Source organism: Streptomyces glaucescens (assembly GCF_000761215.1).
GTDB lineage: Bacteria > Actinomycetota > Actinomycetes > Streptomycetales > Streptomycetaceae > Streptomyces > Streptomyces glaucescens_B.
Genome location: NZ_CP009438.1, coordinates 4,788,343 through 4,809,430, shown reverse-complemented (window position 1 = coordinate 4,809,430; position 21,088 = coordinate 4,788,343). Strand labels below are relative to the sequence as shown.

22 protein-coding genes are annotated in these 21,088 nt (G+C 71.9%); 13 read left to right on the top strand and 9 right to left on the bottom strand.

The genetic code is table 11. The annotated features are described in order from the left end of the window. Positions 1-220: 220 nt before the first annotated feature. On the bottom strand, positions 221-871 hold the full coding sequence (locus SGLAU_RS20930; protein WP_043503616.1) for a PH domain-containing protein: 651 nt from the start codon (positions 869-871) through the stop codon (positions 221-223). A gap of 124 nt (positions 872-995) precedes the next feature. On the opposite strand from SGLAU_RS20930, the gene deoC reads away from it, so the two are divergent. From deoC to SGLAU_RS20915, 3 genes are read left to right on the top strand one after another with little or no spacing between them, the layout of a single operon-like run. Continuing rightward, complete coding sequence (deoC, locus tag SGLAU_RS20925) at positions 996-1,955, top strand: deoxyribose-phosphate aldolase (RefSeq protein ID WP_043503613.1); 960 nt, start codon at positions 996-998, stop codon at positions 1,953-1,955. Between the two features lie 5 nt (positions 1,956-1,960). Next, positions 1,961-3,397, top strand: a complete 1,437-nt coding sequence (locus tag SGLAU_RS20920) for an aldehyde dehydrogenase family protein (protein ID WP_043503612.1) — start codon at positions 1,961-1,963, stop codon at positions 3,395-3,397. Next, positions 3,390-4,277: an aldehyde dehydrogenase family protein gene (locus tag SGLAU_RS20915; protein WP_043503609.1), complete on the top strand. Its 888-nt coding sequence runs from the start codon at positions 3,390-3,392 to the stop codon at positions 4,275-4,277. Before SGLAU_RS20920 ends, SGLAU_RS20915 begins: the two co-directional genes overlap by 8 nt. A gap of 84 nt (positions 4,278-4,361) precedes the next feature. Here SGLAU_RS20915 and SGLAU_RS20910 read toward each other — a convergent pair whose 3' ends face one another. Beyond that, positions 4,362-4,766 carry a hypothetical protein gene (locus SGLAU_RS20910; protein ID WP_043503607.1) on the bottom strand — a complete coding sequence of 135 codons (405 nt, stop codon included), beginning with the start codon at positions 4,764-4,766 and terminating at the stop codon, positions 4,362-4,364. A 59-nt stretch (positions 4,767-4,825) separates the two neighbouring features. On the opposite strand from SGLAU_RS20910, the gene SGLAU_RS20905 reads away from it, so the two are divergent. Then, the gene (locus tag SGLAU_RS20905; protein ID WP_078957811.1) at positions 4,826-5,530 is read left to right on the top strand and encodes a hypothetical protein; all 705 of its coding nucleotides are present in this window, start codon (positions 4,826-4,828) and stop codon (positions 5,528-5,530) included. A 192-nt stretch (positions 5,531-5,722) separates the two neighbouring features. Here SGLAU_RS20905 and SGLAU_RS20900 read toward each other — a convergent pair whose 3' ends face one another. Then, positions 5,723-6,490, bottom strand: coding sequence for a SigE family RNA polymerase sigma factor (locus SGLAU_RS20900; RefSeq protein ID WP_043503603.1), 768 nt, complete (start codon positions 6,488-6,490; stop codon positions 5,723-5,725). 171 nt (positions 6,491-6,661) lie between these two features. Between SGLAU_RS20900 and afsQ1 the strand changes: the two genes are divergently transcribed. The 5 genes from afsQ1 (at position 6,662) to SGLAU_RS20875 (ending at position 10,492) form a co-directional block, all read left to right on the top strand. Next, positions 6,662-7,339 (top strand): two-component system response regulator AfsQ1, encoded by a 678-nt coding sequence (gene afsQ1, locus SGLAU_RS20895; RefSeq protein ID WP_043503601.1) that lies wholly within the window; start codon positions 6,662-6,664, stop codon positions 7,337-7,339. Then, complete coding sequence (locus SGLAU_RS20890) at positions 7,336-8,919, top strand: sensor histidine kinase (protein WP_043503600.1); 1,584 nt, start codon at positions 7,336-7,338, stop codon at positions 8,917-8,919. Before afsQ1 ends, SGLAU_RS20890 begins: the two co-directional genes overlap by 4 nt. Beyond that, a complete protein-coding gene (locus SGLAU_RS20885) occupies positions 8,919-9,536 on the top strand; it encodes a hypothetical protein (protein WP_043503598.1) in 618 nt (205 codons plus the stop codon). Before SGLAU_RS20890 ends, SGLAU_RS20885 begins: the two co-directional genes overlap by 1 nt. A 90-nt stretch (positions 9,537-9,626) precedes the next feature. Further along, positions 9,627-10,208 carry a VanZ family protein gene (locus tag SGLAU_RS20880; protein WP_043503596.1) on the top strand — a complete coding sequence of 194 codons (582 nt, stop codon included), beginning with the start codon at positions 9,627-9,629 and terminating at the stop codon, positions 10,206-10,208. A gap of 71 nt (positions 10,209-10,279) precedes the next feature. Continuing rightward, entirely contained in the window at positions 10,280-10,492 is a 213-nt protein-coding gene (locus tag SGLAU_RS20875) for a PspC domain-containing protein (protein WP_043503594.1), read from the top strand. 77 nt (positions 10,493-10,569) lie between these two features. On the opposite strand, the gene SGLAU_RS20870 is transcribed toward SGLAU_RS20875, so the two are convergent. Then, positions 10,570-10,989, bottom strand: coding sequence for a hypothetical protein (locus tag SGLAU_RS20870; protein WP_043503593.1), 420 nt, complete (start codon positions 10,987-10,989; stop codon positions 10,570-10,572). 193 nt (positions 10,990-11,182) lie between these two features. After that, complete coding sequence (locus tag SGLAU_RS20865) at positions 11,183-12,307, bottom strand: adenosine deaminase (protein WP_043506872.1); 1,125 nt, start codon at positions 12,305-12,307, stop codon at positions 11,183-11,185. 113 nt (positions 12,308-12,420) lie between these two features. On the opposite strand from SGLAU_RS20865, the gene SGLAU_RS20860 reads away from it, so the two are divergent. Further along, a complete protein-coding gene (locus SGLAU_RS20860) occupies positions 12,421-13,185 on the top strand; it encodes a prolyl oligopeptidase family serine peptidase (RefSeq protein WP_043503592.1) in 765 nt (254 codons plus the stop codon). Between the two features lie 39 nt (positions 13,186-13,224). On the opposite strand, the gene SGLAU_RS20855 is transcribed toward SGLAU_RS20860, so the two are convergent. After that, the gene (locus tag SGLAU_RS20855) at positions 13,225-14,175 is read right to left on the bottom strand and encodes a LysR family transcriptional regulator (RefSeq protein WP_043503590.1); all 951 of its coding nucleotides are present in this window, start codon (positions 14,173-14,175) and stop codon (positions 13,225-13,227) included. Positions 14,176-14,238: 63 nt separating this feature from the next. Between SGLAU_RS20855 and SGLAU_RS20850 the strand changes: the two genes are divergently transcribed. Both SGLAU_RS20850 and SGLAU_RS20845 read left to right on the top strand, forming a co-directional pair. Next, positions 14,239-15,504, top strand: a complete 1,266-nt coding sequence (locus tag SGLAU_RS20850; RefSeq protein ID WP_052413843.1) for an MFS transporter — start codon at positions 14,239-14,241, stop codon at positions 15,502-15,504. Positions 15,505-15,736: 232 nt separating this feature from the next. Then, positions 15,737-16,741, top strand: coding sequence for a sigma-70 family RNA polymerase sigma factor (locus SGLAU_RS20845; protein ID WP_043503587.1), 1,005 nt, complete (start codon positions 15,737-15,739; stop codon positions 16,739-16,741). Here the strand turns inward: SGLAU_RS20845 and SGLAU_RS20840 are convergent. After that, on the bottom strand, positions 16,634-17,020 hold the full coding sequence (locus SGLAU_RS20840) for an STAS domain-containing protein (RefSeq protein WP_078957809.1): 387 nt from the start codon (positions 17,018-17,020) through the stop codon (positions 16,634-16,636). The genes SGLAU_RS20845 and SGLAU_RS20840 overlap by 108 nt on opposite strands. 138 nt (positions 17,021-17,158) lie before the next feature. Between SGLAU_RS20840 and SGLAU_RS20835 the strand changes: the two genes are divergently transcribed. Next, positions 17,159-18,079 carry an AEC family transporter gene (locus SGLAU_RS20835; protein ID WP_043503584.1) on the top strand — a complete coding sequence of 307 codons (921 nt, stop codon included), beginning with the start codon at positions 17,159-17,161 and terminating at the stop codon, positions 18,077-18,079. 7 nt (positions 18,080-18,086) lie between these two features. On the opposite strand, the gene SGLAU_RS20830 is transcribed toward SGLAU_RS20835, so the two are convergent. Next, positions 18,087-18,671 (bottom strand): Uma2 family endonuclease, encoded by a 585-nt coding sequence (locus SGLAU_RS20830; RefSeq protein WP_043506869.1) that lies wholly within the window; start codon positions 18,669-18,671, stop codon positions 18,087-18,089. A 91-nt stretch (positions 18,672-18,762) separates the two neighbouring features. Next, positions 18,763-20,547, bottom strand: coding sequence for a group II intron reverse transcriptase/maturase (gene ltrA / locus SGLAU_RS20825; protein ID WP_052413842.1), 1,785 nt, complete (start codon positions 20,545-20,547; stop codon positions 18,763-18,765). Positions 20,548-21,088 lie beyond the last annotated feature (541 nt).

Below are 21,088 nucleotides of genomic sequence, written 5' to 3'. Positions count from 1 at the left end.
CACCGCGCCACCACAAGCCACCGGCACCCAGACGGACCACCGACGCCACCGCACGCACGAGCACCCCGACGGACCACCGCATACCACGAACGCGCCGGGCTACAGCCGGACCACCGACCGCCCCCGGCCCACCGGGCCCCGGCGCTCCAGCCCTCGGGCCCTCGACCCGCCACGGCCCCTCGGGCCCTCGACCCGCCCGCCTCCGGCCCCGGCCCCGGCCTCAGCCGAGCCCGAGCAGCACCCCCAGCAGGACCGCACCCGCCACCGCCGGGGCGACGATCTCGTACGCCCACCGCACGGTGACCTGCCCCTGCGCCGCCTCGGCCGTCTCCCGGGCCTCCAGCAGCTCCCGCAGCTCGTCCATGATCTGGTCCGTCTGGGCCCGTACCGGCCCCTCCGGCACGGCGGCCCCGCCACCGAACCCGGCGAGCCCCCCGAGGCCGCGCTCCCGCCCGCCCCGCTCCCCGGACAGCTCGGCGGCCCGCCGCGACTCCCGCCGCGCCGCCTTCTTCCGCGCCCGCAGGGACACCGGAACGGCCCACAGCTGGTACTTCCGGCCGGACTTGGCGACGACCTCGTTGGTGTACCCGGACCGCAGGGAGGCGACCTCGCCCCAGGGCAGCACGACGACCCGGAACGGGTTGCGGATCCGCAGCCGGTCGTCGTTCGCGGCCACGGCGGGCCGCAGCGTGAAGGCGGTGATCAGCGGCAGCACCAGCAGCAGCGTCGCGAGCGCGACCCACGGCGTGCGCCCGTCACCGGCGACGATCGCGTCGATGCCGAGCCACGCGGCGAGGCCGAGCAGCAGCACACCTCCGGCGATGCCCGCGGGTGACCGGTAGATCCGATCCTTGGACTCGGTGGTCGTCATGGCCCCGATTGTGCCCGACCCCGCCGGGAGCGCTCATACGTGGCCCCGGGGCCCCCGGACGAGCGGCCACGAGCTTTGGGGGGTGTACAGCAGCTACGCGCGTAGATATGCTCGTCTGGTGACCATGCCCACCAATGCACCCACCGCAGCTCACAGCCTCTCGGACGTCGCCGCGTCCGACAGCACGCTGCGCCGCTTCCTCCACGGGCTGCCCGGCGTCGACGCGGTCGGCCTGGAGGCGCGCGCCGCGTCCCTCGGCACCCGTTCCATCAAGACGACCGCCAAGGCGTACGCCATCGACCTGGCCATCTCCATGGTCGACCTGACGACGCTGGAAGGCGCGGACACCCCGGGCAAGGTCCGGGCGCTCGGCGCCAAGGCGGTCCACCCCGATCCGACCGACCGCACCACTCCCGCGACCGCGGCCGTCTGCGTGTATCCGGACATGGTGGCCGCCGCCAAGGAGGCCGTCGCCGGCTCCTCGGTGAAGGTCGCCTCGGTCGCCACCGCCTTCCCGGCGGGCCGCGCGCCGATCGAGGTCAAGCTGGCCGACGTCCGTGAGGCCGTGGCCGCGGGCGCCGACGAGATCGACATGGTCATCGACCGCGGGGCGTTCCTCGCGGGGCGGTACATGAAGGTGTACGACGAGATCACCGCCGTGAAGGAGGCCTGCGGGACCGCCCGCCTGAAGGTCATCTTCGAGACCGGCGAGCTGTCCACGTACGACAACATCCGCCGCGCCAGCTGGCTCGGCATGCTGGCGGGCGCGGACTTCATCAAGACCTCGACGGGCAAGGTCGCGGTGAACGCCACCCCGGCGAACACCCTCCTCATGCTGGAGGCCGTCCGGGACTTCCGGGCCGCCACCGGCGTCCAGGTCGGTGTGAAGCCGGCCGGCGGCATCCGCACCACCAAGGACGCCGTCAAGTTCCTGGTCCTGGTCAACGAGACCGTCGGCGAGGACTGGCTGGACAACCACTGGTTCCGGTTCGGCGCGTCCTCGCTCCTGAACGACCTGCTGATGCAGCGTCAGAAGCTGGCCACCGGCCGCTACTCCGGCCCCGACTACGTGACGGTGGACTGATCACCATGGCATCGGCATTCGCATACGCCCCCGCGCCCGAGTCCCGCTCGGTCGTCGACATCGCACCCTCCTACGGCCTCTTCATCGACGGAGAGTTCGCCGAGGCGGCCGACGGCAAGGTCTTCAAGACCGTCTCGCCGTCCACCGAGGAGGTCCTCTCCGAGATCGCCCAGGCCGGCGAGGCGGACGTGGACCGCGCGGTGAGGGCCGCCCGCAAGGCCTTCGAGAAGTGGTCGGCGCTGCCCGGCGCCGAGCGCGCCAAGTACCTGTTCCGCATCGCGCGGATCATCCAGGAGCGCAGCCGCGAGCTGGCCGTCCTCGAGACCCTGGACAACGGCAAGCCCATCAGGGAGACGCGCGACGCGGACCTCCCCCTGGTCGCCGCCCACTTCTTCTACTACGCGGGCTGGGCCGACAAGCTCGGCCACGCGGGCCTCGGCGCGAACCCGCGCCCGCTCGGCGTCGCGGGCCAGGTCATCCCGTGGAACTTCCCGCTGCTGATGCTGGCGTGGAAGATCGCCCCGGCGCTGGCGGCCGGCAACACGGTCGTGCTGAAGCCGGCCGAGACGACCCCGCTCTCCGCCCTGTTCTTCGCGGACATCTGCCGCCAGGCGGGCCTGCCCAGGGGCGTCGTCAACATCCTCCCGGGCTACGGCGACGCCGGCGCCGCGCTGGTCGCCCACCCGGGTGTGGACAAGGTCGCCTTCACCGGCTCCACCGCGGTCGGCAAGGAGATCGCCCGCACGGTCGCGGGCACCCGCAAGAAGCTCACCCTGGAGCTGGGCGGCAAGGGCGCCAACATCGTCTTCGACGACGCGCCCATCGACCAGGCCGTCGAGGGCATCGTCACCGGCATCTTCTTCAACCAGGGCCAGGTGTGCTGCGCGGGCAGCCGCCTGCTGGTGCAGGAGTCGATCCACGACGAGCTGCTGGACTCCCTCAAGCGCAGGCTCTCCACCCTGCGCCTGGGCGACCCGCTGGACAAGAACACCGACATCGGCGCGATCAACTCCGCGGAGCAGCTGGCCCGGATCACGGCCCTCGCCGAGCAGGGCGAGGCGGAGGGCGCCGAGCGCTGGTCCCCGGCCTGCGAGCTGCCGGAGAGCGGCTACTGGTTCGCCCCGACGCTGTTCACGAACGTCACCCAGGCCCACACCATCGCCCGCGACGAGATCTTCGGCCCGGTCCTGTCGGTGCTGACGTTCCGCACGCCGGACGAGGCCGTCGCCAAGGCCAACAACACGCCGTACGGCCTGTCCGCGGGCATCTGGACGGAGAAGGGCTCCCGCATCCTGGCGGTGGCCGGCAAGCTCCGGGCGGGCGTCGTCTGGTCCAACACGTTCAACAAGTTCGACCCGACCTCGCCGTTCGGCGGCTACAAGGAGTCGGGCTTCGGCCGCGAGGGCGGCCGGCACGGCCTGGAGGCTTACCTCGATGTCTGAGCGACTTTCCGTTCTGAAGACCTACAAGCTGTACGTCGGCGGGAAGTTCCCGCGTTCCGAGAGCGGCCGGGTGTACGAGGTGGCGGACTCCAAGGGCAAGTGGCTGGCCAACGCACCGCAGTCGTCCCGCAAGGACGCCCGTGACGCGGTCGTCGCCGCCCGCAAGGCGTTCGGCGGCTGGTCCGGCGCGACGGCGTACAACCGGGGTCAGATCCTCTACCGCGTGGCGGAGATGCTGGAGGGCCGCAGGAGCCAGTTCGCGCACGAGGTCGCGGACGCCGAGGGCCTGTCGAAGTCCAAGGCGACCGAGCAGGTCGAGGCGACCATCGACCGCTGGGTCTGGTACGCGGGCTGGACCGACAAGATCGCCCAGGTGCTCGGCGGCGCCAATCCGGTCGCCGGTCCGTTCTTCAACCTGTCCACCCCCGAGCCGACGGGCGTGGTGGCGGTCGTGGCCCCGCAGGAGTCGTCGTTCCTGGGACTGGTCTCGGTGGTCGCCCCGGTGATCGCGACGGGCAACACGGCGGTCGTGATCGCCTCGGAGAAGGCCCCGCTCCCCGCCCTGTCCCTGGGCGAGGTGCTGGCCACCTCCGACCTGCCCGGCGGCGTGGTGAACATCCTCTCCGGCCGTACGGCGGAGATCGCGGCGCCCCTCGCCGCGCACCAGGGCGTCAACGCGATCGACCTCGCGGGTGCCGGCGAGGACCTGGCGAAGGAGCTGGAGATCGCCGCGGCCGACAACCTCAAGCGCGTGCTGCGTCCACAGCCTGTGGACGACTGGTTCGCGACGCCCGGCACCGACCGCATGGCGGCCTTCCTGGAGACCAAGACGGTCTGGCACCCCACGGGCTCCCTGGGCGCCTCCGGCTCCTCGTACTGACGGAGCACCGGCCGCGCGGCCCGCACACGAGAGGGCCGCGTCCGCTCCCCGTCCGGGGCGGACGCGGCCCTCTCTGCCTGCCGCCTAGCCGGCCAGCGGCCCCGCCGCCCGCGCCACGCCGGGCATGCTGCCGATCGACTCGGCCTGGGCGAACGGGCCGGTCACCGATCGGGAGTCCACCGGCTGGAAGTCGGCGAGCCGGGTGCCGACGCCGTTGTCGAGGGGGTCGACGCCGGTGCCGGCGAGCGGGTTGGGCTTCAGGCCGGCGACCGGGCCGGCGGCGTGGCCGACCGTGCCGGTCAGCGCCTGGTACCCGGCCTGCGGGTCGATCTCGCCGAGGCCGGCCGGCCGCGAGTGCGGCGCACCGGCGACCGGCTCGGCGCCGGCGGCGGCCGTTCCGGCGCCGGCTCCCAGCGCCGCTCCCGCGGTCGCGAGGGCGATCAGGGCACGCCGGGCGGCGGGCTTGCGGGGGGACGCGTGTCGGGCCATGGCTGCTGCCACCTTCCGGGGCGGAGGGTAATCGTGTCGACGCGCAGCGTAGTTGAGGTGTGACGCGCGCATCAAAGCCGACCCGCGGGGTCGTTGACGGGCCGCCCGATGCCTCACACTGGTGTCCCGTGAGCTCCCATCCGCCCATACCCGGCCGAGTCGTGCTGCTCTGCGGCCCTTCCGGCTCCGGCAAGTCCCTTCTCGCGGCCCGCTCCGGCCTGCCGGTGCTGCGGCTCGACGACTTCTACAAGGAGGGCACCGACCCGACGCTGCCGCTGGTGCCGGGAAGCTCCGACATCGACTGGGACCACCCCGGGTCGTGGGACGCGGACGCCGCGATCGCCGCCATCGAGGACCTGTGCCGCACCGGCCGTACAGACGTTCCCGTCTACGACATCTCGCTCAGCGCCCGCACCGGCGCGGACGCCGTCGACATCGGGCGGGCCCCGCTGTTCATCGCGGAGGGCATCTTCGCCGCCGAGATCGTCGCCCGCTGCCGGGAGCTCGGTCTGCTGGCCGACGCGCTCTGCCTGAGCCGGGGCGCGGTGACGACGTTCCGCCGGCGCTTCCTGCGGGACCTCAAGGAAGGCCGCAAGTCGGTGCCGTTCCTGCTGCGCCGTGGCTGGCGGCTGATGCGCGACGAGCGGTCCATCGTGGCCCGCCAGACCGCGCTCGGCGCGTACGCGTGCGACCGGGACGAGGCGCTGCGCCGGCTGGCGGCAGCGGCGGCCGGCCGGCACCCGGCGGCGCCCACGGCGGTCTGACCGGCAGGCCGGCCGTCCGCGACGGCGCGACGGGAACAGCGGAAGGCGCGGGCCCGCCGGCCCGCCGGGAACGGCAGAACGGGACTGGACGGACCCCCCGGCCCTCCAGCCCCGCTCCTCTTTCCCCCGTGATCCCCCGTGGATCCCCCCAGGGCCCCCTCCCTGGCCGTTCCCCCGTGTCCCCCCGTACCTTCAGGCGACGAGCTCCCCGAAGGCGTCCTCCTCGTCACGGCCGAAGCTGAGGACCTCGTCCTCGCGCAGCCGGCGCAGCGAGCGCCAGATGCTGGACTTCACCGTGCCGACACTGATGTCGAGGATGTCCGCGATCTCCGGGTCCGTGCGGCCCTCGTAGTAGCGCAGGACCAGCATGGTGCGCTGGAGCTCGGGCAGCCGGGCCAGCGCCTGCCACAGGACGGCGCGCAGCTCGGTGCCGCGCATCGCGTCCGTGTCACCGGCCGTCTCCGGCAGTTCCTCGGTCGGGTACTCGTTGAGCTTGCGGCGCCGCCAGGCGCTGATGTGCAGATTGGTCATGGTGCGGCGGAGGTACCCGCCGACCGCCGCCTTGTCGCTGATCCGGTCCCACGCCCGGTACGTCGAGAACAGCGCGCTCTGGAGCAGGTCCTCGGCCTCGAAGCGGTCGCCGGTGAGGTGGTAGGCGGTGGCGTACAGGGAGGCGCGGCGCTCCTGGACGTAGGCCGTGAACTCGGCCTCCGACAGCGAGCGGCGCTCCCCCGGTTCCTCCCTGTACGCGGCTCCCCCGTGCGGCTCCCCCGTGAAACCGTCAACCACCGTCATGTAGGGCTGGCGCCCTTGCTGCGCAGAGGCGGTGTGCTGACGCCCGGTGCCGCGAGCGCACCCCCGCCCGCTCACGGCACCGGACTTCTCGGAACCCCGGTGCGTGTGCACGTCGTGCAGACGCGTGATCACTGCGCTGGTGCTGGTGCCGTGCAGCGTGTTCATCTCGCGCCCCCCGTCGTGGACTTCCGGTGTTCGGTCCTGCTTCCGTGCTGTGTCGAAAAGCTTGCCGGGGGGACTTCATGGCCGTGTCCGCCGACTGTCACAGACCTGTCACAGGGGTACGGCCGCCGCCCGAGTGTCGAATCCGGCACGGCCATGGGCCAGAATGAGCCCGTGCCTTCCCTGTTGCTGATCGAGGACGACGACGCCATCCGTACGGCCCTGGAGCTCTCACTGACGCGCCAGGGACACCGCGTGGCGACCGCTGCCAGTGGTGAGGACGGTCTGAAACTGCTGCGCGAGCAGCGGCCGGATCTGATCGTGCTGGATGTGATGCTGCCCGGCATCGACGGCTTCGAGGTGTGCCGGCGCATCCGGCGCACGGACCAGTTGCCGATCATCCTGCTGACCGCGCGCAGCGATGACATCGACGTGGTGGTGGGCCTGGAGTCCGGCGCCGACGACTACGTGGTCAAGCCGGTGCAGGGGCGGGTGCTCGACGCCCGGATCCGGGCCGTGCTGCGGCGCGGGGAGCGCGAGTCGAACGACGCGGCGAGCTTCGGCAGCCTGGTCATCGACCGTGCGGCGATGACGGTGACGAAGAACGGGGAGGACCTGCAGCTCACGCCGACCGAGCTGCGGCTGCTCCTGGAGCTGAGCCGGCGGCCCGGCCAGGCCCTGTCCCGGCAGCAGCTGCTGCGTCTGGTGTGGGAGCACGACTACCTCGGTGACTCGCGCCTGGTGGACGCCTGTGTCCAGCGGCTGCGCGCGAAGGTCGAGGACGTGCCGTCGTCCCCGACGCTGATCCGTACCGTCCGCGGTGTGGGCTACCGGCTGGATCCGCCTCAGTGACGGACCGGCAAGGGGGGATCCGCGGCTGGACCGCGGTGCGCAAGGGAGTGCTGTCGGGGCTGCGCTGGACGAGTCTGCGGCTGCGGCTGGTGGTGGTGTTCGGGCTGGTCGCGCTGACGGCCGCGGTGTCGGCGTCCGCGATCGCCTACTGGCTGAACCGGGAGGCGGTGCTCACCCGCACCCAGGACGCGGTGCTGCGCGACTTCGAGCAGGAGATGCAGAACCGTGCGGGTGCGCTGCCCGAGCACCCGGGGCGGGACGAGTTGCAGCACACCGCGGGCCAGATGGCGGCGGGCGGGCAGCAGTTCACCGTGCTGCTCGTCGCCCAGGACCGCGACGGCCGGACGGTGTACGGCAGTTCGGGCGGCCTGAACGGCTTCTCGATCGAGGACGTGCCGGCCTCGCTGCGGGCGGCCGTGAACAAGAGGCAGCCGCTCACCGCGGGCAACAGGTCGCCGTACCACCTGTACTGGCAGCGGACCGTCGACGACGGCACCCCGTACCTGGTGGCCGGCACCCGGGTGATCGGCGGCGGGCCGACCGGGTTCATGCTCAAGTCGCTGGAGCCGGAGGAGAAGGACCTCAACTCGCTGGCCTGGTCGCTGGGGATCGCCACCGGTCTGGCGCTGATCGGCTCCGCGCTGCTGGCGCAGGCCGCCGCCACGACCGTGCTGAAGCCGGTGCACCGGCTGGGGGTCGCCGCCCGGCGGCTCGGCGAGGGCAAGCTGGACACCCGGCTCCGGGTCTCCGGCACCGATGAACTGGCCGATCTGTCGCGGACGTTCAACAACGCGGCGGCGGCGCTGGAGAAGCGGGTCGCCGACATGGCGGCGCGGGACGAGGCGTCCCGGCGGTTCGTGGCGGACATGAGCCATGAGCTGCGGACGCCGCTGACCGCGATCACCGCCGTGACGGAGGTGCTGGAGGAGGAGCTGGAGTTCGAGGGCGGCGGCATCGACCCCATGATCGAGCCCGCCGTGCGGCTGGTGGTGAGCGAGACCCGGCGGCTGAACGACCTGGTCGAGAACCTGATGGAGGTCACCCGGTTCGACGCGGGCACCGCCCGCCTGGTCCTCGACGACGTCGACGTCGCCGACCAGATCACCGCCTGCATCGACGCCCGCGCCTGGCTGGACGCGGTCGATCTGGACGCCGAGCGCGGCATCCACGCCCGGCTCGACCCGCGCCGGCTGGACGTGATACTCGCCAACCTCATCGGCAACGCGCTCAAGCACGGCGGATCGCCGGTGCGGGTGTCGGTCCGGGAGGACGACGACGAGGTGGTGATCGCGGTGCGCGACCACGGGCCGGGCATCCCGGAGGACGTGCTGCCGCACGTCTTCGACCGGTTCTACAAGGCCAGTGCCTCCCGGCCGCGCTCCGAGGGCAGCGGGCTCGGCCTGTCGATCGCCCTGGAGAACGCGCACATCCACGGGGGTGAGATCACCGCCGCGAACTCGCCGGAGGGCGGTGCGGTGTTCACCCTGCGGCTGCCGAAGGACGCCTCGGAGGTGGCGCGGCGGGACGCCGAGGAGGCCGCGGAGCAGGCGGGCGGCGCCGCGAAGGGGAAGGGTGCCTGATGAACGTACGCCGTCTGCTGTCGGTTCCCCTGCTCGCCGGCGTGCTCGGCGCGCTGGCCACCGGATGCGGGATCCGGGCCACGGAGGTGCCGACCGACTTCGGGCCCGCGCCGTCCCGCGCGAACTGCTCGCTCACCTCGCCGGACGTGACCACGCGGACCTCCCGCGGCATCCCGGTGCAGGTGTTCCTGCTGTGCGGCTCGTCGCTGGTGACGGTCGACCGGACGGTGCGGGCCGCGGAGGGCGCGACGGACGTCGAGCGGCGGGTGCTGGTGGCGCAGGGGCTGCTGGACGTGCTGGCCGAGCCGCCTTCGCCGGCCGAGGCGGAGGCCGGGTACGAGACGGAGGTGCCCGGCGGTACGACGGTCTCCGGGCCGCGGCCCGGAGACCACGAGGACACCCTGCGGCTGAGCGCACCGCCGTCGGACCTGGCCGGCCGCGCACTCGCGCAGATCGTCTGCACGTTCTCCGACTCCGCGGCGGCCGAGGGCGACGGCTCGGTGATCCTGGGCGGCCCCGGCGGCGAGGCGCCACGCCGCTACGAGTGCACCGAGCGGGTCCGCACCCGCCCGGACGCGGCGGAACCGCCGTCGTCGGCAGTGCAGCAGGGCGGCTGACCCCTGCGCGGGGGGGTGTGGCGGACGCCTCACCGGTACCCGCCCGGCCTGCGCGGAACCGATCCTGCCGAAGGCGGCGTCTGAGGGGGCGTGCAGCGTCAAGGCTCCGTGGGCGGCAGCGCCGCGATCCGCATCCGGGTGACGGGAGGTGTCCTCCTCGTCGCGCATCTCACGCTCGTCGCCTGGCTGACGCTGCGTCCACTGGACGTCCCCTGGGTGATGCCCGCCAATCTGCGTCCGCTGGACGGCATCCGGGCCGATCTGGCGCTGGGCTGGCCGCAGGCGGCCCGGGAACTCGGGGAGGGGCTGGCACTGCTGGCGCCGCTCGGGGTGCTGCTGCCGATGGCGGACGGGCGGCTGACCGTCTCGCCGCTGGCCTCCTTCGTGCGCACGACCGCCGCCGGGGTGCTCATCTCGCTGGCCATCGAGCTGTTGCAGAGCGACGTGCCGGGACGGGTCCTCGATGTGGACTCGCTGCTGCTGAACACCACCGGGGTGGCCGTGGCGCACCTCGCGGTCGTCCCGGCGGCCCGGGCCCGGCTGCGCCGCCGGATGGCGCGGCGGCACCCGGACGTACCGCGCCAGGAGGAGTCGCCTCAGGGGCGTACCCCGACGATTCCCAGGGTCGGGATCGCCCCGTGGAGTGACGCTTTGCCCCCTTCGTCTCCGTAACGTGGAGGGCAGATGGGGCGGCCGGCCGGGCCGCCCCGCCCGACGCTCTCGCGAGCTGAGAAGGAGTCGCCATGTCCCGCCTTGCCCGTCCCACCAGCGGCCGGATGATCGGCGGAGTGTGCGCAGCGCTGGCACGGCGCTTCGGTACCTCCGCGACCACGATGCGGGTGATCTTCCTGGTCTCCTGTCTGCTGCCGGGGCCCCAGTTCCTGCTCTACCTCGCGCTGTGGGCCCTGCTGCCCTCCGAGAACAAGGCCGGCGGCGCGGCGGGCGCGGCCTGGTGATCCGGCCGGCCGGGGGAACGCCGATGGGGCGCACCCCCGGTGCGGGGGTGCGCCCCATCGGCGCATGCGGATCCCGGTCAGCCCAGCGGGACGCCGTTCACCGCCACACCGTTGGTGGGCAGGCCGTGTGCCACCGTGCCGCTCGCGGGCAGGCCGTGTGCCGCCATGGGGCCGGCGGGCAGGCCCTGCGCCGGCAGACCGCCGAGGAGGGCCGCGGCCGGCGCCGTCCGCCCCTCGGCGAGCGCCTGCCGGGCGGCCGGCTGCGCGGTGGTCAGTCCCGTCTCCAGCGCGGTCTGCCCCTGGGCCAGCGCCTCGGCGGCGCCCGGCACCGCCTGGCTGAGGGTCTCCGCCGGGAGGGTGCGGGTCACGGTGTCCAGGACCTGGCCGGCGCCGTCGGGAAGGGCGGGTGTCGCGGCGTTGGCGGCACCCGCACCGGCGGCGGCGAAGGCGGCACCGAGAGCGGCGACACCGAGGGTCCTGGCAGCAGACTGCTTCATGGTGAATTGCGTCCTTGAGTGACTCGTGATGGGGATGACATGGGGGGAAGAGGCGCTCCGGAACGAAAACACGCCCGGACCTCCCGCCGCAAACATCGAAATGCGGACGGATGGTGAACGCCTGCCACGGCCCCGCGGTCACCCGAATCCCGGGTCGGCCTTTCGGAGGGGTGACGTGCCTGGTGGAAGCCGCCTACCGAAACAGCCATTCGGATTTCAGCTCGGCGTATCCGGGCTTGATGACGTCATTGATCATGGCCAGTCGTTCGTCGAAAGGAATGAACGCCGATTTCATCGCATTGACGGTGAACCACTGCATGTCGTCGAGCGAACAACCGAACGCCTCGACAAGGTGCTCGAATTCCCGGCTCATGCTCGTGCCGGACATCAGGCGGTTGTCGGTGTTGACCGTGACCCGGAAGTGCAGGCGGCGCAGCAGGCCGATGGGGTGCTCGGCGTAGGAGCGGGCGGCGCCGGTCTGGAGGTTGGAGCTGGGGCACAGCTCCAGCGGGATCCGCTTGTCGCGGACGTACGAGGCGAGCCGGCCGAGGCGGACGGTGCCGTCGTCGGCGGTCTCGATGTCGTCGACGATCCGCACCCCGTGGCCGAGCCGGTCGGCGCCGCACCACTGGAGGGCCTGCCAGATCGACGGCAGGCCGAACGCCTCGCCGGCGTGGATCGTGAAGTGGTTGTTCTCCCGCTTCAGGAACTCGAAGGCGTCCAGGTGGCGGGTGGGCGGGTACCCGGCCTCGGCGCCCGCGATGTCGAAACCGACGACGCCCAGGTCGCGGTAGCGGTTGGCGAGTTCGGCGATCTCCAGGGAGCGGGCGGCGTGCCGCATGGCGGTGAGCAGCGCCCCGACCCGGATGCGGTGCCCCGCCTCCCGGGCCCGGCGCTCGCCCTCCCGGAAGCCCTCGTTCACGGCCTCGACGACCTCTTCGAGGGTGAGTCCGCCGTCGAGGTGCTGTTCGGGGGCGTAGCGGACCTCGGCGTAGACGACCCCGTCCGCGGCCAGGTCCTCGACGCACTCGGCGGCGACCCGGAACAGGGCGTCACGGGTCTGCATCACCGCGACGGTGTGCGAGAAGGTCTCCAGGTACCGCTCCAGGGATCCGGAGTCGGCGGCCTCGCGGAACCACAGGCCCAGCTTGCCGGGGTCGGTCTCGGGGAGGCGGTCGTAGCCCGTGTCGCGGGCGAGGCCGACGACGGTGCCCGGGCGCAGGCCGCCGTCGAGGTGGTCGTGGAGCAGAACCTTGGGCGCTCGGCGGATCTGGTCCGCGCTCGGGGTGGTCCCCGTCCGGTCAGTCTGGCTCGTCATTTCCGCACTCTAACTCCTACGCGCGTAGAGCGCGTTTCGGACATCGGCGTCGATACGGAACGGTGACCGCACGGACGGATGGCGTACCCCGTGTCTTCTGACACTGTTCTGTCATGGCACAGCAAGCGACGGCGGTTCGCAGGGCCCGGCTGGGGCGGGCGTTCGGTCCGGAGCCGAGGGCGGTGAGCGGTGCGGTACTGCTGCTCCCCGCCGGCGTGGAGACCTCCGACCGAAGACCCTCGCCCCTGCTCGCGGCCGCGTCCGTGCGGGCGTTGGGACGGCGGCTGACCCGGGCGGGCGGCCCGGACGGCCTCGCCGTCCACGTCGTGCACTACCGCTACCGCGGCTGGAACGGCGACGAGGCACGGCTGGCGAGCGACGCGGCCTGGGCCGCGGACGAGGTGGTACGGCGCTACGGCGATGTGCCCGTGTGCCTCGCCGGGCTCGACATGGGCGGGCGGGCGGCCCTCCACGCGGGCGGGCACGAGGCCGTCAACTCCGTGGTGGCGATCGCCCCGTGGCTGCCGGAGGAGGACGTCGCGGCGCCACCCGAACCGGTGAAACAGCTGACGGGGCGGCGGGTGCTGGTCGTGCACGGCACCAACGACGAGCGGACCGATCCGGAGCTGTCGTTCCGGCTGGCGGCGCGGATGAAGAAGGTGAACCGGGAGGTGTGCCGGTTCGAAGTGCACTCCGACCGGCACCGGTTGCGGCAGCACCGGGACGAAGTGCAGGCGCTGGTGGAGGACTTCGTGATGGGCGTGATGTTCGGGCGGCCGTTGTCGCGGCCGGTCGAGGACGCGCTGGCGGCACCGCCGCCGCTGGGGCTGCGGATGCCGCTCGCGTCCGGCTTCGGGAGGTCGCTGCGGCGCCGCTGAGGCTCCGCTCACCGTCGCATCCGGGGACGGTGGCCGCCGTCAGGTCAGCAGGGTGCCCTTCCTCGACAGCAGGAACCTCTTGAAGGCCGCGACCGGGGGTGTGTCCACCGTGCCCGCCATCCAGGCGACGCCGATCTCCCGCACCGCCCTGGGAGCCGTGACGGTCAGTTCCGCCACGCCGGGCCGGGGGACGGCGGGGGGCGGCAGCAGGGCGACGCCCAGGCCGGCGGCGACCAGGCCGCGCAGGGTCTCCGCCTCCTCGCCCTCGAAGGCCACCTTCGGGCGGAAGCCGGCCTCGGCGCACAGGGCGTCCGTGATGCGGCGCAGGCCGTAACCCGGTTCCAGGGTGACGAAGGCTTCGTCGGCGGCCTCCGCGAGACGGACGCGCCTGCGGGCGGCCAGGCGGTGGTCGGCGGGCACGACCAGGCGGAGTTTCTGCTCGTCGAGACGGCGGGCGACCAGGTCGGGGGCGTCGGGGACGGGCGAGGTGAGGCAGAGGTCGAGTTCACCGGCGCGCATGCGTTCGAGCATGGCCTCGCCGTAGTTCTGGACGAGGCTGAAGCGGACTCGGGGGTGCTCGGCACGGAAGGCGCGGATCAGCCCGGGGACGGTCTCCGTGCCCATGGTGTGCAGGAAACCGAAGGCGACCTTGCCGGTGGCCGGGTCGGCGTCGGCGCGGACCTCCTCGGCGGCGCGCTCGATCTCCGCGAGGGCACGCTCGACGGAGGTGAGGAAGGTGCGGCCGGCGGGGGTGAGGGCGACGGTGCGGCCGCGGCGGGCGAACAGCTCGACGCCGAGGTCCTGTTCGAGGCGGACCATGGCGCGGGAGAGCGTCGACTGCGGGACGTTCATCTCCTGCGCGGCGCGGGTGACGTGCTCGGTGCGGGCGACTCCCGCGAAGTACGCGAGGCGCGGAGCGAGCGTCATCGTCATGTCTTCTGTGTCACCGGACTGTGACAGGTGGGCCTGTGACCTCTGCTGATGCGCCATGGGAACGATTATGGCGAATCCATGCATTGGACGGATGAGCAGGCCGGTCCGTACGTTCGAAGCATGTCTCCCGCCAGTACCGGGGCGTCCACGATCGTGGGCGCCGTCTCGACCGTTCCCGACTCACGCATGACCCCGGGCGGCCCCGGCTACCGCCGGATGAGCCTCGCCCTCTTCCTCGCGGGCGTCTCGACCTTCGCGCTGCTCTACTCCACCCAGGCCCTGCTGCCGCTGATCTCCGGCGACTTCGGGGTGACGGCGAGCGAGGCGAGCTGGACCGTGGCGGCCGCCACCGGCGGGCTGGCCCTGTTCGTCATCCCGATGAGCGCCCTGTCCGAGCGGTACGGACGCCGCACGATCATGACGGCGTCCCTGGTGGTGGCGGTGACCGTCGCGCTGCTGGTGCCCTTCGCCCCCTCGCTGACCGCGCTGGTCGTCCTGCGGGCGGTGCAGGGAGCGGCGCTCGCCGGGGTGCCCGCCTCGGCGACGGCGTACCTGGCGGAGGAGGTCCGGCCCACGGCGCTGATCACCGCGATCGGGCTGTTCGTGGCGGGCAACAGCGTGGGCGGGATGAGCGGCCGGGTCATCACCGGCTGGGTGGCGCAGGAGTGGGGCTGGCGGGCCGCGCTCGGCGCGCTGGGCCTGGTCGCGGTGGGCTGCGCGGTCGCCTTCCGGCTGCTGCTGCCGGCGCCCGCCCACTTCACGCGCGGCTCGCTGCGGCCCCGGGTACTGGCCCGCACGGTCCGCGACCACCTCGCCAACCCGCTGCTGCGCCGGCTGTACGCGATCGGCGCGCTGTTCATGACCGTGTTCGGCGGTGTCTACACCGTGATCGGCTACCGCCTCACACAGGCGCCGTTCTCCCTCCCGCAGGGCGTGGTCGGTTCGATCTTCCTGGTGTACCTGGTCGGCACGGTGTCCGCGTCGGCGGCGGGGCGGCTGGTGGGCCGGCTGGGCCGCCGGGGCGCGCTCTACCTGGGCGGCGGCACGACCGCGGCGGGGCTGCTGCTGTCGCTGGCGGACTCGCTGCCGCTGGTGCTGCCGGGCCTGGTGCTCATCACGGCGGGCTTCTTCGCCGGGCACGCGGTCGCCTCCTCCGCGGTCAGCAAGACGGCGGCGCACGGACGGGCGCAGGCCTCGGCGCTGTACCAGTCGGCGTACTACATCGGCTCCAGCGTGGGCAGCACGGCCGGTGCCGTGGCCTTCCACGCGGGCGGCTGGGCCGGGACGGTCGGGGTCGGGCTGCTGGCGGTGGCCGGGGTGGTCGGCATCACCGTGCTCGGGACGCTGGCGGCGGCACGGACCGGGACGGCCGCCCGGACCGCCTAGCTCGACGAGGCCGGCGGCCCCGGCGAGGGGCCCGCCGGGCAGCCGGAACGGGCGGCGAGCCGGGCACGGCACGCGGCCGCGGTGTCCGGCGGCCGGCCCGCAGCATGTTCTCGTCCGCCTCCCACCTGCGGCTTCTCCCTCTCCGGGGGCCGTTGTCAGTGGGCTGCGGTAGCTTCCGAAGTGCTGGAGCGCACAGGCGCGGCACCGGAACGGCCACAGGGGTGGGTGGACGATGAGCAACAGCACGGCACCGACGGAACTCGACGTCGCACTGGAGAAACACCGGGTCGAACTGACCGGTTACTGCTACCGCATGCTCGGCTCCTCCTTCGAGGCCGAGGACGCGGTCCAGGACACCCTGGTCCGCGCCTGGCGGAGCTACGAGAAGTTCGAGGGCCGCTCCAGCCTCCGCTCCTGGCTCTACCGGATCGCGACCAACGTCTGCCTGGACATGCTGACGGCCGGCAACAAGCGGGCGCGGCCGATGGACCTCACCGAGGCGACCCCGCTCGCCCAGGCCGCCCTCTCCCCCCGCCCGGACCACACCTGGCTGGAGCCGATGCCGGACTCGCGTGTGCTGCCGTCCACCGCCGACCCCGCGGAGGCCGCGGTCGCCAAGGAGTCGGTGCGGCTCGCGTTCATGGCGGCGCTCCAGCGGCTGCCCGCCAAGCAGCGGGCCGTGCTCATCCTGCGCGAGGTGCTGGCCTGGAAGGCGAGCGAGGTCGCCGAGCTGCTCGGCACCTCGGTCGCGTCCGTCAACAGCGCCCTCCAGCGGGCCCGCGCGACCCTCGCCGAGCGGGCCGAATCGGGCGCGGACGCCGCGGTGTCCGACCCGCTGGACCCGGAGCAGCAGAAGCTCCTGGAGCGCTACGTCGCGGCCTTCGAGGGCTATGACATGACGGCGCTGACGGCGTTGCTGCACGAGGACGCCGTCATGACGATGCCGCCGTTCGACCTGTGGCTGCGCGGCCCCGGCGACATCACCGGCTTCATGACCACCCTCGGCTCCGCGTGCGCGGGCTCCACGCTGCGTCCCGTCGAGGTCAACGGCCTGCCGGGCTTCGCGCACTACAAGCCGGACCCGGACGGCGGCGGCTTCGTCCCGTGGGCGGTGCAGGTGCTGGAGATCTCAGACGGCCGGATCACCGGGTTCCACTTCTTCCTGGACACCAAGCGGTGGTTCCCGCTGTTCGGGCTGCCCCTCCACCTCGAAGCGGAGGCCGACCAGGTCGAGTAGGGCGGGCAGCGCCGGATCCGGGTCCCGCAGCCGGATCCGGCCCCCGGCGCGCCGGGCGGCCAGCTGGAGCCGGGCCAGCAGATCGACCACGCCGAGCCCCGGCGGCCCGAGCCCGCCCACGTCGCACACCACCACCGTCGCGCCACCCCCCTCCAGCAGGACGCGCACCTCCTCGCACAGGCCCCTCACCCCGTCCCGGGTGACGGGTCCGGCCAGCACGAGTTCCGCGGGTGTCATGGCGTCCACGTGCGGTAGACCGGGCAGGCGGGCGGAACTCATCGCGGGCCCCGCGTCATGGGGATCACATTGACCCGCGGGCGGCCCCGCCAGCAGGGTTCCGTGCATGCCCCATCGATCATCGCCGTCCGTCCTCCCCGCCCGCGTGCCGCGGCGGTCCCGCCTCGTCCAGGGGACGCCGTGCAGGGGGTGCTGAGCGGCTTCGCGGTGATCGCGGTGGTGATCGGCGTCGGCTACGCCATCGGGCGGCGCGGCTACCTCGGCGGACAGGGCCGCGAGGTGCTGACCAAGCTCGCCTTCCACGTGGCGTCCCCCGCCCTGCTGTTCACCACGCTCGCGGGAGCCGACCTGTCCGTGGTGTTCTCGACCCGGCTGCTCGTCACCGCGCTCGCCACGGCCGCGGTGGCCGGGGTGTTCGTCGCGGTCGGCGTGGTCCGCCGCTGGGGCGTGGGCCGTACGACGATCGGCGCGCTGTGCGCCGGTTACGTCAACTCCGGCAACCTCGGCATCCCGATCGCGGTGTACGTCCTCGGCGATGCCTCACTCGTGGCGCCGGTGCTGCTGTTCCAGCTCGTCGGGGTGACGCCGGTCGCGGTGACGATCCTGGACCTGACGACGGGCGGGTCGAAACGGCCGCTGTGGCAGCGGCTGGTCACCCCGTTGCGCAACCCCATCGCGCTGGGCTCGCTGGCGGGCGTGGCGGTGTCGGCGGCGGGGCTGCGCCTGCCCGGGCCGGTGATGGACCCGCTGACCCTGATCGGCAACATGTCGGTCCCGGCGGTGCTGCTCGCCTTCGGCATCTCGCTGCGCGGCAGCACGCTGCCGCTGCGGGGCGGCGAGCAGGCCCCGGTGGTGCTGGCCGTGGCCCTCAAGACCGTCGCCCAGCCGCTGGTCGCCTGGGCACTGGCGGCCGGGGTGTTCGGGCTGCGGGGGGCCGCGCTGCTGGACGTGGTGGTGACGTCGGCCCTGCCCGCCGCGCAGAACCTGTACACGTACGCGAGCACCTACCGGGTGGGCGAGGTGCTGGCACGGGAGGCGATCCTGCTGTCGACGGTGGTGTCGGTGCCGGGGCTGGTGGTGGTGGCGGCGGTGCTGGGGTGAGTCCGGGTCACTCGGTGGGGAACTCGCCGGTGTCGAGGGTCAGGCCGAACGGCTCGGGCAGCTTGATCGGGTCGCCGGACTTCACCGCGCTCAGGACACGGTAGACGTCACCCTTCGGCTCGCCGTAGAGCGTCACGGTGGGGCCGCCGGGGGCCCAGCGGTCGACGAGGAGGTAGAGCGGGATGCCGGCCGTGGCGTACGCGGCAGGTTTGCTGACGCGGTCGTGGCGGGCGTTCGACTTCGAGGTCACCTCGACGACGAGTTCCGCGAGGGCGGCAGGGAGGTGCGAATCCGTCTCCGCACATTCCTGCACCGGCGCCACCAGCAGGTCCGGGATGAGCATGCCCAGCCGTGAGGGCACAGCGATGGCCTGCGTCTGGAAGATGCCCAAGTCCTCGGGGATCACGGAGTAGAGGCGACGCTGGATACGTTCCGCGATGACGTTGTGGCGGGACGCGGGAGCAGGTGACACGGTGACGATCCCCTCGATGATCTCCACCTTGCTGCCCTCAGGCCATTCCATCTCCTCCCAGAACCGGACCAGGTCGTCCCAGCCCTGCTCGGGGTCGTGGCTGACGGTGAGTGCGCTCAGTCGGGTAGCCGGAGGGCGTTGCCGCCCCCCGGCCCCCTCAGAACCGGACGTGCGGCTGTTCACCGCATCCGGCTCAAGCGGGCCCCTGGAGTCACGCGGGTCGGTCATCTTGCTTGGCCCTTCTGTGGTCGCCGGCGTGGTGCTGGCGATGGCAGTCGGCGTGTACGAGGCGAAGGTTCGTCCGCTCGTCCGTGCCGCCGTCGCGCCGGTAGATGAAGTGGTGCTTGTGCAGCGGCTTCATCGATGCCGAGAACCACGCGGCCCACTCGCGAGGGTTGTCCGGTGTGTACTCGGCGTCGGGGATCAATGGCTGTTTGCACAGCGGACAGATCCCCTTCTGGCGGGATGCGAGGGTGATGGTCCACCTGTCGGCGGTCCCGGGCATCCTCTTGCGACGGCGGCTCACCCAGTAGTCGGCCAGCGAGGGGTCGTCAGGAGAGTTACCCTCCTTGACGATCACGTGCCGGACGATCCTGGTCCAGTTGAACTTGTAGAGATAGGTGCCGGTATCCCGGTCACCGAATACCCACTGGTCCTTCCGGGTCGAGTTGAAAACGCCGTAGTGCTTGGCCAGGCGCCAGCTCTTCGGCTTGTTCGGGTGGGAGTGTTTGACCCACTTCTGCGTGAGCGTCCACACGTAAAAGTCCAGGGACTTGAAGGTCTCCTTGGACACCACCGTCCGGTAGTAGGTGGCCCAACCCTTGATGATCGGGTTGAGCTTTCTCACCACAGCCGCAGCGTTCGCCCCTCTCAGGCCGATCACTTCACTGCGGAGCCGTTCCCGGACCCTCCTTACGGCCGCCTTACTCGGCTTGATCAGCAGGGTGCCGTTGTATCTCCTGATATTGAACCCGAGGAAGTCGAAACCTTCTTCAAGGTGGATGACAGACGTCTTCTCCTCGTTGAAGGCGACCCCTCGTGGGACCATCCATTGAGACAATTGCTCCTTGACCCGGCGCGCCTCTTCTTCACTGTGACAGAACACAGCGAAGTCGTCTGCGTACCGGACCAGCACCGGGGCATCTCTTCGGGACTTGTTGGAGCGTCCCTCTGCGAGGTGCCCGGCTGCCGTTTCCATGCCGTGCAAGGCCACGTTGAGCAGCAGTGGGCTGATGACACCGCCCTGAGGAGTTCCCTCCCCAGTGGGCGAGAGCCGTCCGCAGTCCATCACTCCCGCTTTGAGCCACCCTCGGATTGCATCCCGTGCGGGGAAGGCCCCGATGAGGTTCATCAAGTGGTCGTGTGAGATGCGGTCGAATGCCGCCGTCAGGTCCGCATCGAGCACCCATAACCGCTTGGCCCGTTTCTGGCCTGCGACGATGTAGATAGCGCCGATAGCGTCATGACAACCCCGGCCGGGGCGGAAGCCGTAGCTTCGTTGTTCGAACCGGGCTTCCCACTCGGGTTCCAGTGCGTTCTTGACGCGGGCCTGGCGGACCCGGTCACGGATGACTGGAATACCCAAGGGTCGCTGCTTTCCGTTGGTCTTGGGAATGTACACGCGCCGGACGGGCAGGGGTTTTCCAGGCGAGCGTTCCGCTGTGATCTCAGCAGCCAGCCGTCCTCGCGCGATCGGAGTGAGCGCGCGTTCCTGATCGATCCCGGCCGTCCGACGGCCTGCGCTCTGCTGCGTTACCCGCTTCACGCTCACGAGCGTGTTCGAGTGGGACCGCAGCATGAGCTTCTGCAAGTTGCGGACCTTCTTCAGGTCCCCTCCCTGCGCGGCTGTGAAGATGCGCTGCCTCAGTCGCCGTACCGACGCCTCCGCCTTGGCCCAGTCGATGCTGTGCCAGGTCTGGGCGTAGTCCTCCGGTCCGTTCGCCGTCGTAGGAGGCAGCGCCGCCGTAGCGGTCACTGCCACACCTGCCTTCGGCATCCAACTTGCCCTTCGGTTCGGGGTTCTTCACAGTTCTTCTTCACGGGCCTACCTGATCCGCGTGGGCTCCCTTTCGGGCCGGGGCACGGTGCCTCGTATCCGACGAGTTATGGGACACGGCTGGGGGCACCGCGTCCTTTTCCTCTGGGCTTTCGCCCTGTCGGCGTTCGCTTCTCGGATCATCCTGTCCCGCTGGAGGCTTGGTCCTTCGTTACCTCCGGATTACCGGGATCAACGCCCGGACTCCAACGGGGTTTCCACGTTCCGCTCCCACAAGATGCGACCGGGGTGGGCTCCCTCTTAATCCCGGGCCCGACGGTGTCCTCCCCCTTCAGCCCCAATCCTCAGGGGTCGTCGTGCGCTCTTCCACGCCAGGGCCTGTCTGCCGCCGACAGCTCACCATCGACGCGGCACAGGAGTTACGGGACTTCTTCAAGGGTTCATTTTCATTAGCCCGTCCGGTCTTCCCCTCGCTTGTTGCGACCCGATGGCCGGACTGCTCTTGAGCTTTCCCTTCCGGCTTCACACCCCGCCGTTACCA

Coding starts and splice junctions, on each gene's coding strand:
- SGLAU_RS20930 (WP_043503616.1), bottom strand. CDS start 871: ATGACGACCACCGAGTCCAAGGATCGGATCTACCGGTCACCCGCGGGC.
- deoC (WP_043503613.1), top strand. CDS start 996: ATGCCCACCAATGCACCCACCGCAGCTCACAGCCTCTCGGACGTCGCC.
- SGLAU_RS20920 (WP_043503612.1), top strand. CDS start 1,961: ATGGCATCGGCATTCGCATACGCCCCCGCGCCCGAGTCCCGCTCGGTC.
- SGLAU_RS20915 (WP_043503609.1), top strand. CDS start 3,390: ATGTCTGAGCGACTTTCCGTTCTGAAGACCTACAAGCTGTACGTCGGC.
- SGLAU_RS20910 (WP_043503607.1), bottom strand. CDS start 4,766: ATGGCCCGACACGCGTCCCCCCGCAAGCCCGCCGCCCGGCGTGCCCTG.
- SGLAU_RS20900 (WP_043503603.1), bottom strand. CDS start 6,490: ATGAACACGCTGCACGGCACCAGCACCAGCGCAGTGATCACGCGTCTG.
- SGLAU_RS20885 (WP_043503598.1), top strand. CDS start 8,919: ATGAACGTACGCCGTCTGCTGTCGGTTCCCCTGCTCGCCGGCGTGCTC.
- SGLAU_RS20875 (WP_043503594.1), top strand. CDS start 10,280: ATGTCCCGCCTTGCCCGTCCCACCAGCGGCCGGATGATCGGCGGAGTG.
- SGLAU_RS20870 (WP_043503593.1), bottom strand. CDS start 10,989: ATGAAGCAGTCTGCTGCCAGGACCCTCGGTGTCGCCGCTCTCGGTGCC.
- SGLAU_RS20865 (WP_043506872.1), bottom strand. CDS start 12,307: ATGACGAGCCAGACTGACCGGACGGGGACCACCCCGAGCGCGGACCAG.
- SGLAU_RS20860 (WP_043503592.1), top strand. CDS start 12,421: ATGGCACAGCAAGCGACGGCGGTTCGCAGGGCCCGGCTGGGGCGGGCG.
- SGLAU_RS20855 (WP_043503590.1), bottom strand. CDS start 14,175: ATGGCGCATCAGCAGAGGTCACAGGCCCACCTGTCACAGTCCGGTGAC.
- SGLAU_RS20850 (WP_052413843.1), top strand. CDS start 14,239: ATGTCTCCCGCCAGTACCGGGGCGTCCACGATCGTGGGCGCCGTCTCG.
- SGLAU_RS20845 (WP_043503587.1), top strand. CDS start 15,737: ATGAGCAACAGCACGGCACCGACGGAACTCGACGTCGCACTGGAGAAA.
- SGLAU_RS20840 (WP_078957809.1), bottom strand. CDS start 17,020: ATGAGTTCCGCCCGCCTGCCCGGTCTACCGCACGTGGACGCCATGACA.
- ltrA (WP_052413842.1), bottom strand. CDS start 20,547: ATGCCGAAGGCAGGTGTGGCAGTGACCGCTACGGCGGCGCTGCCTCCT.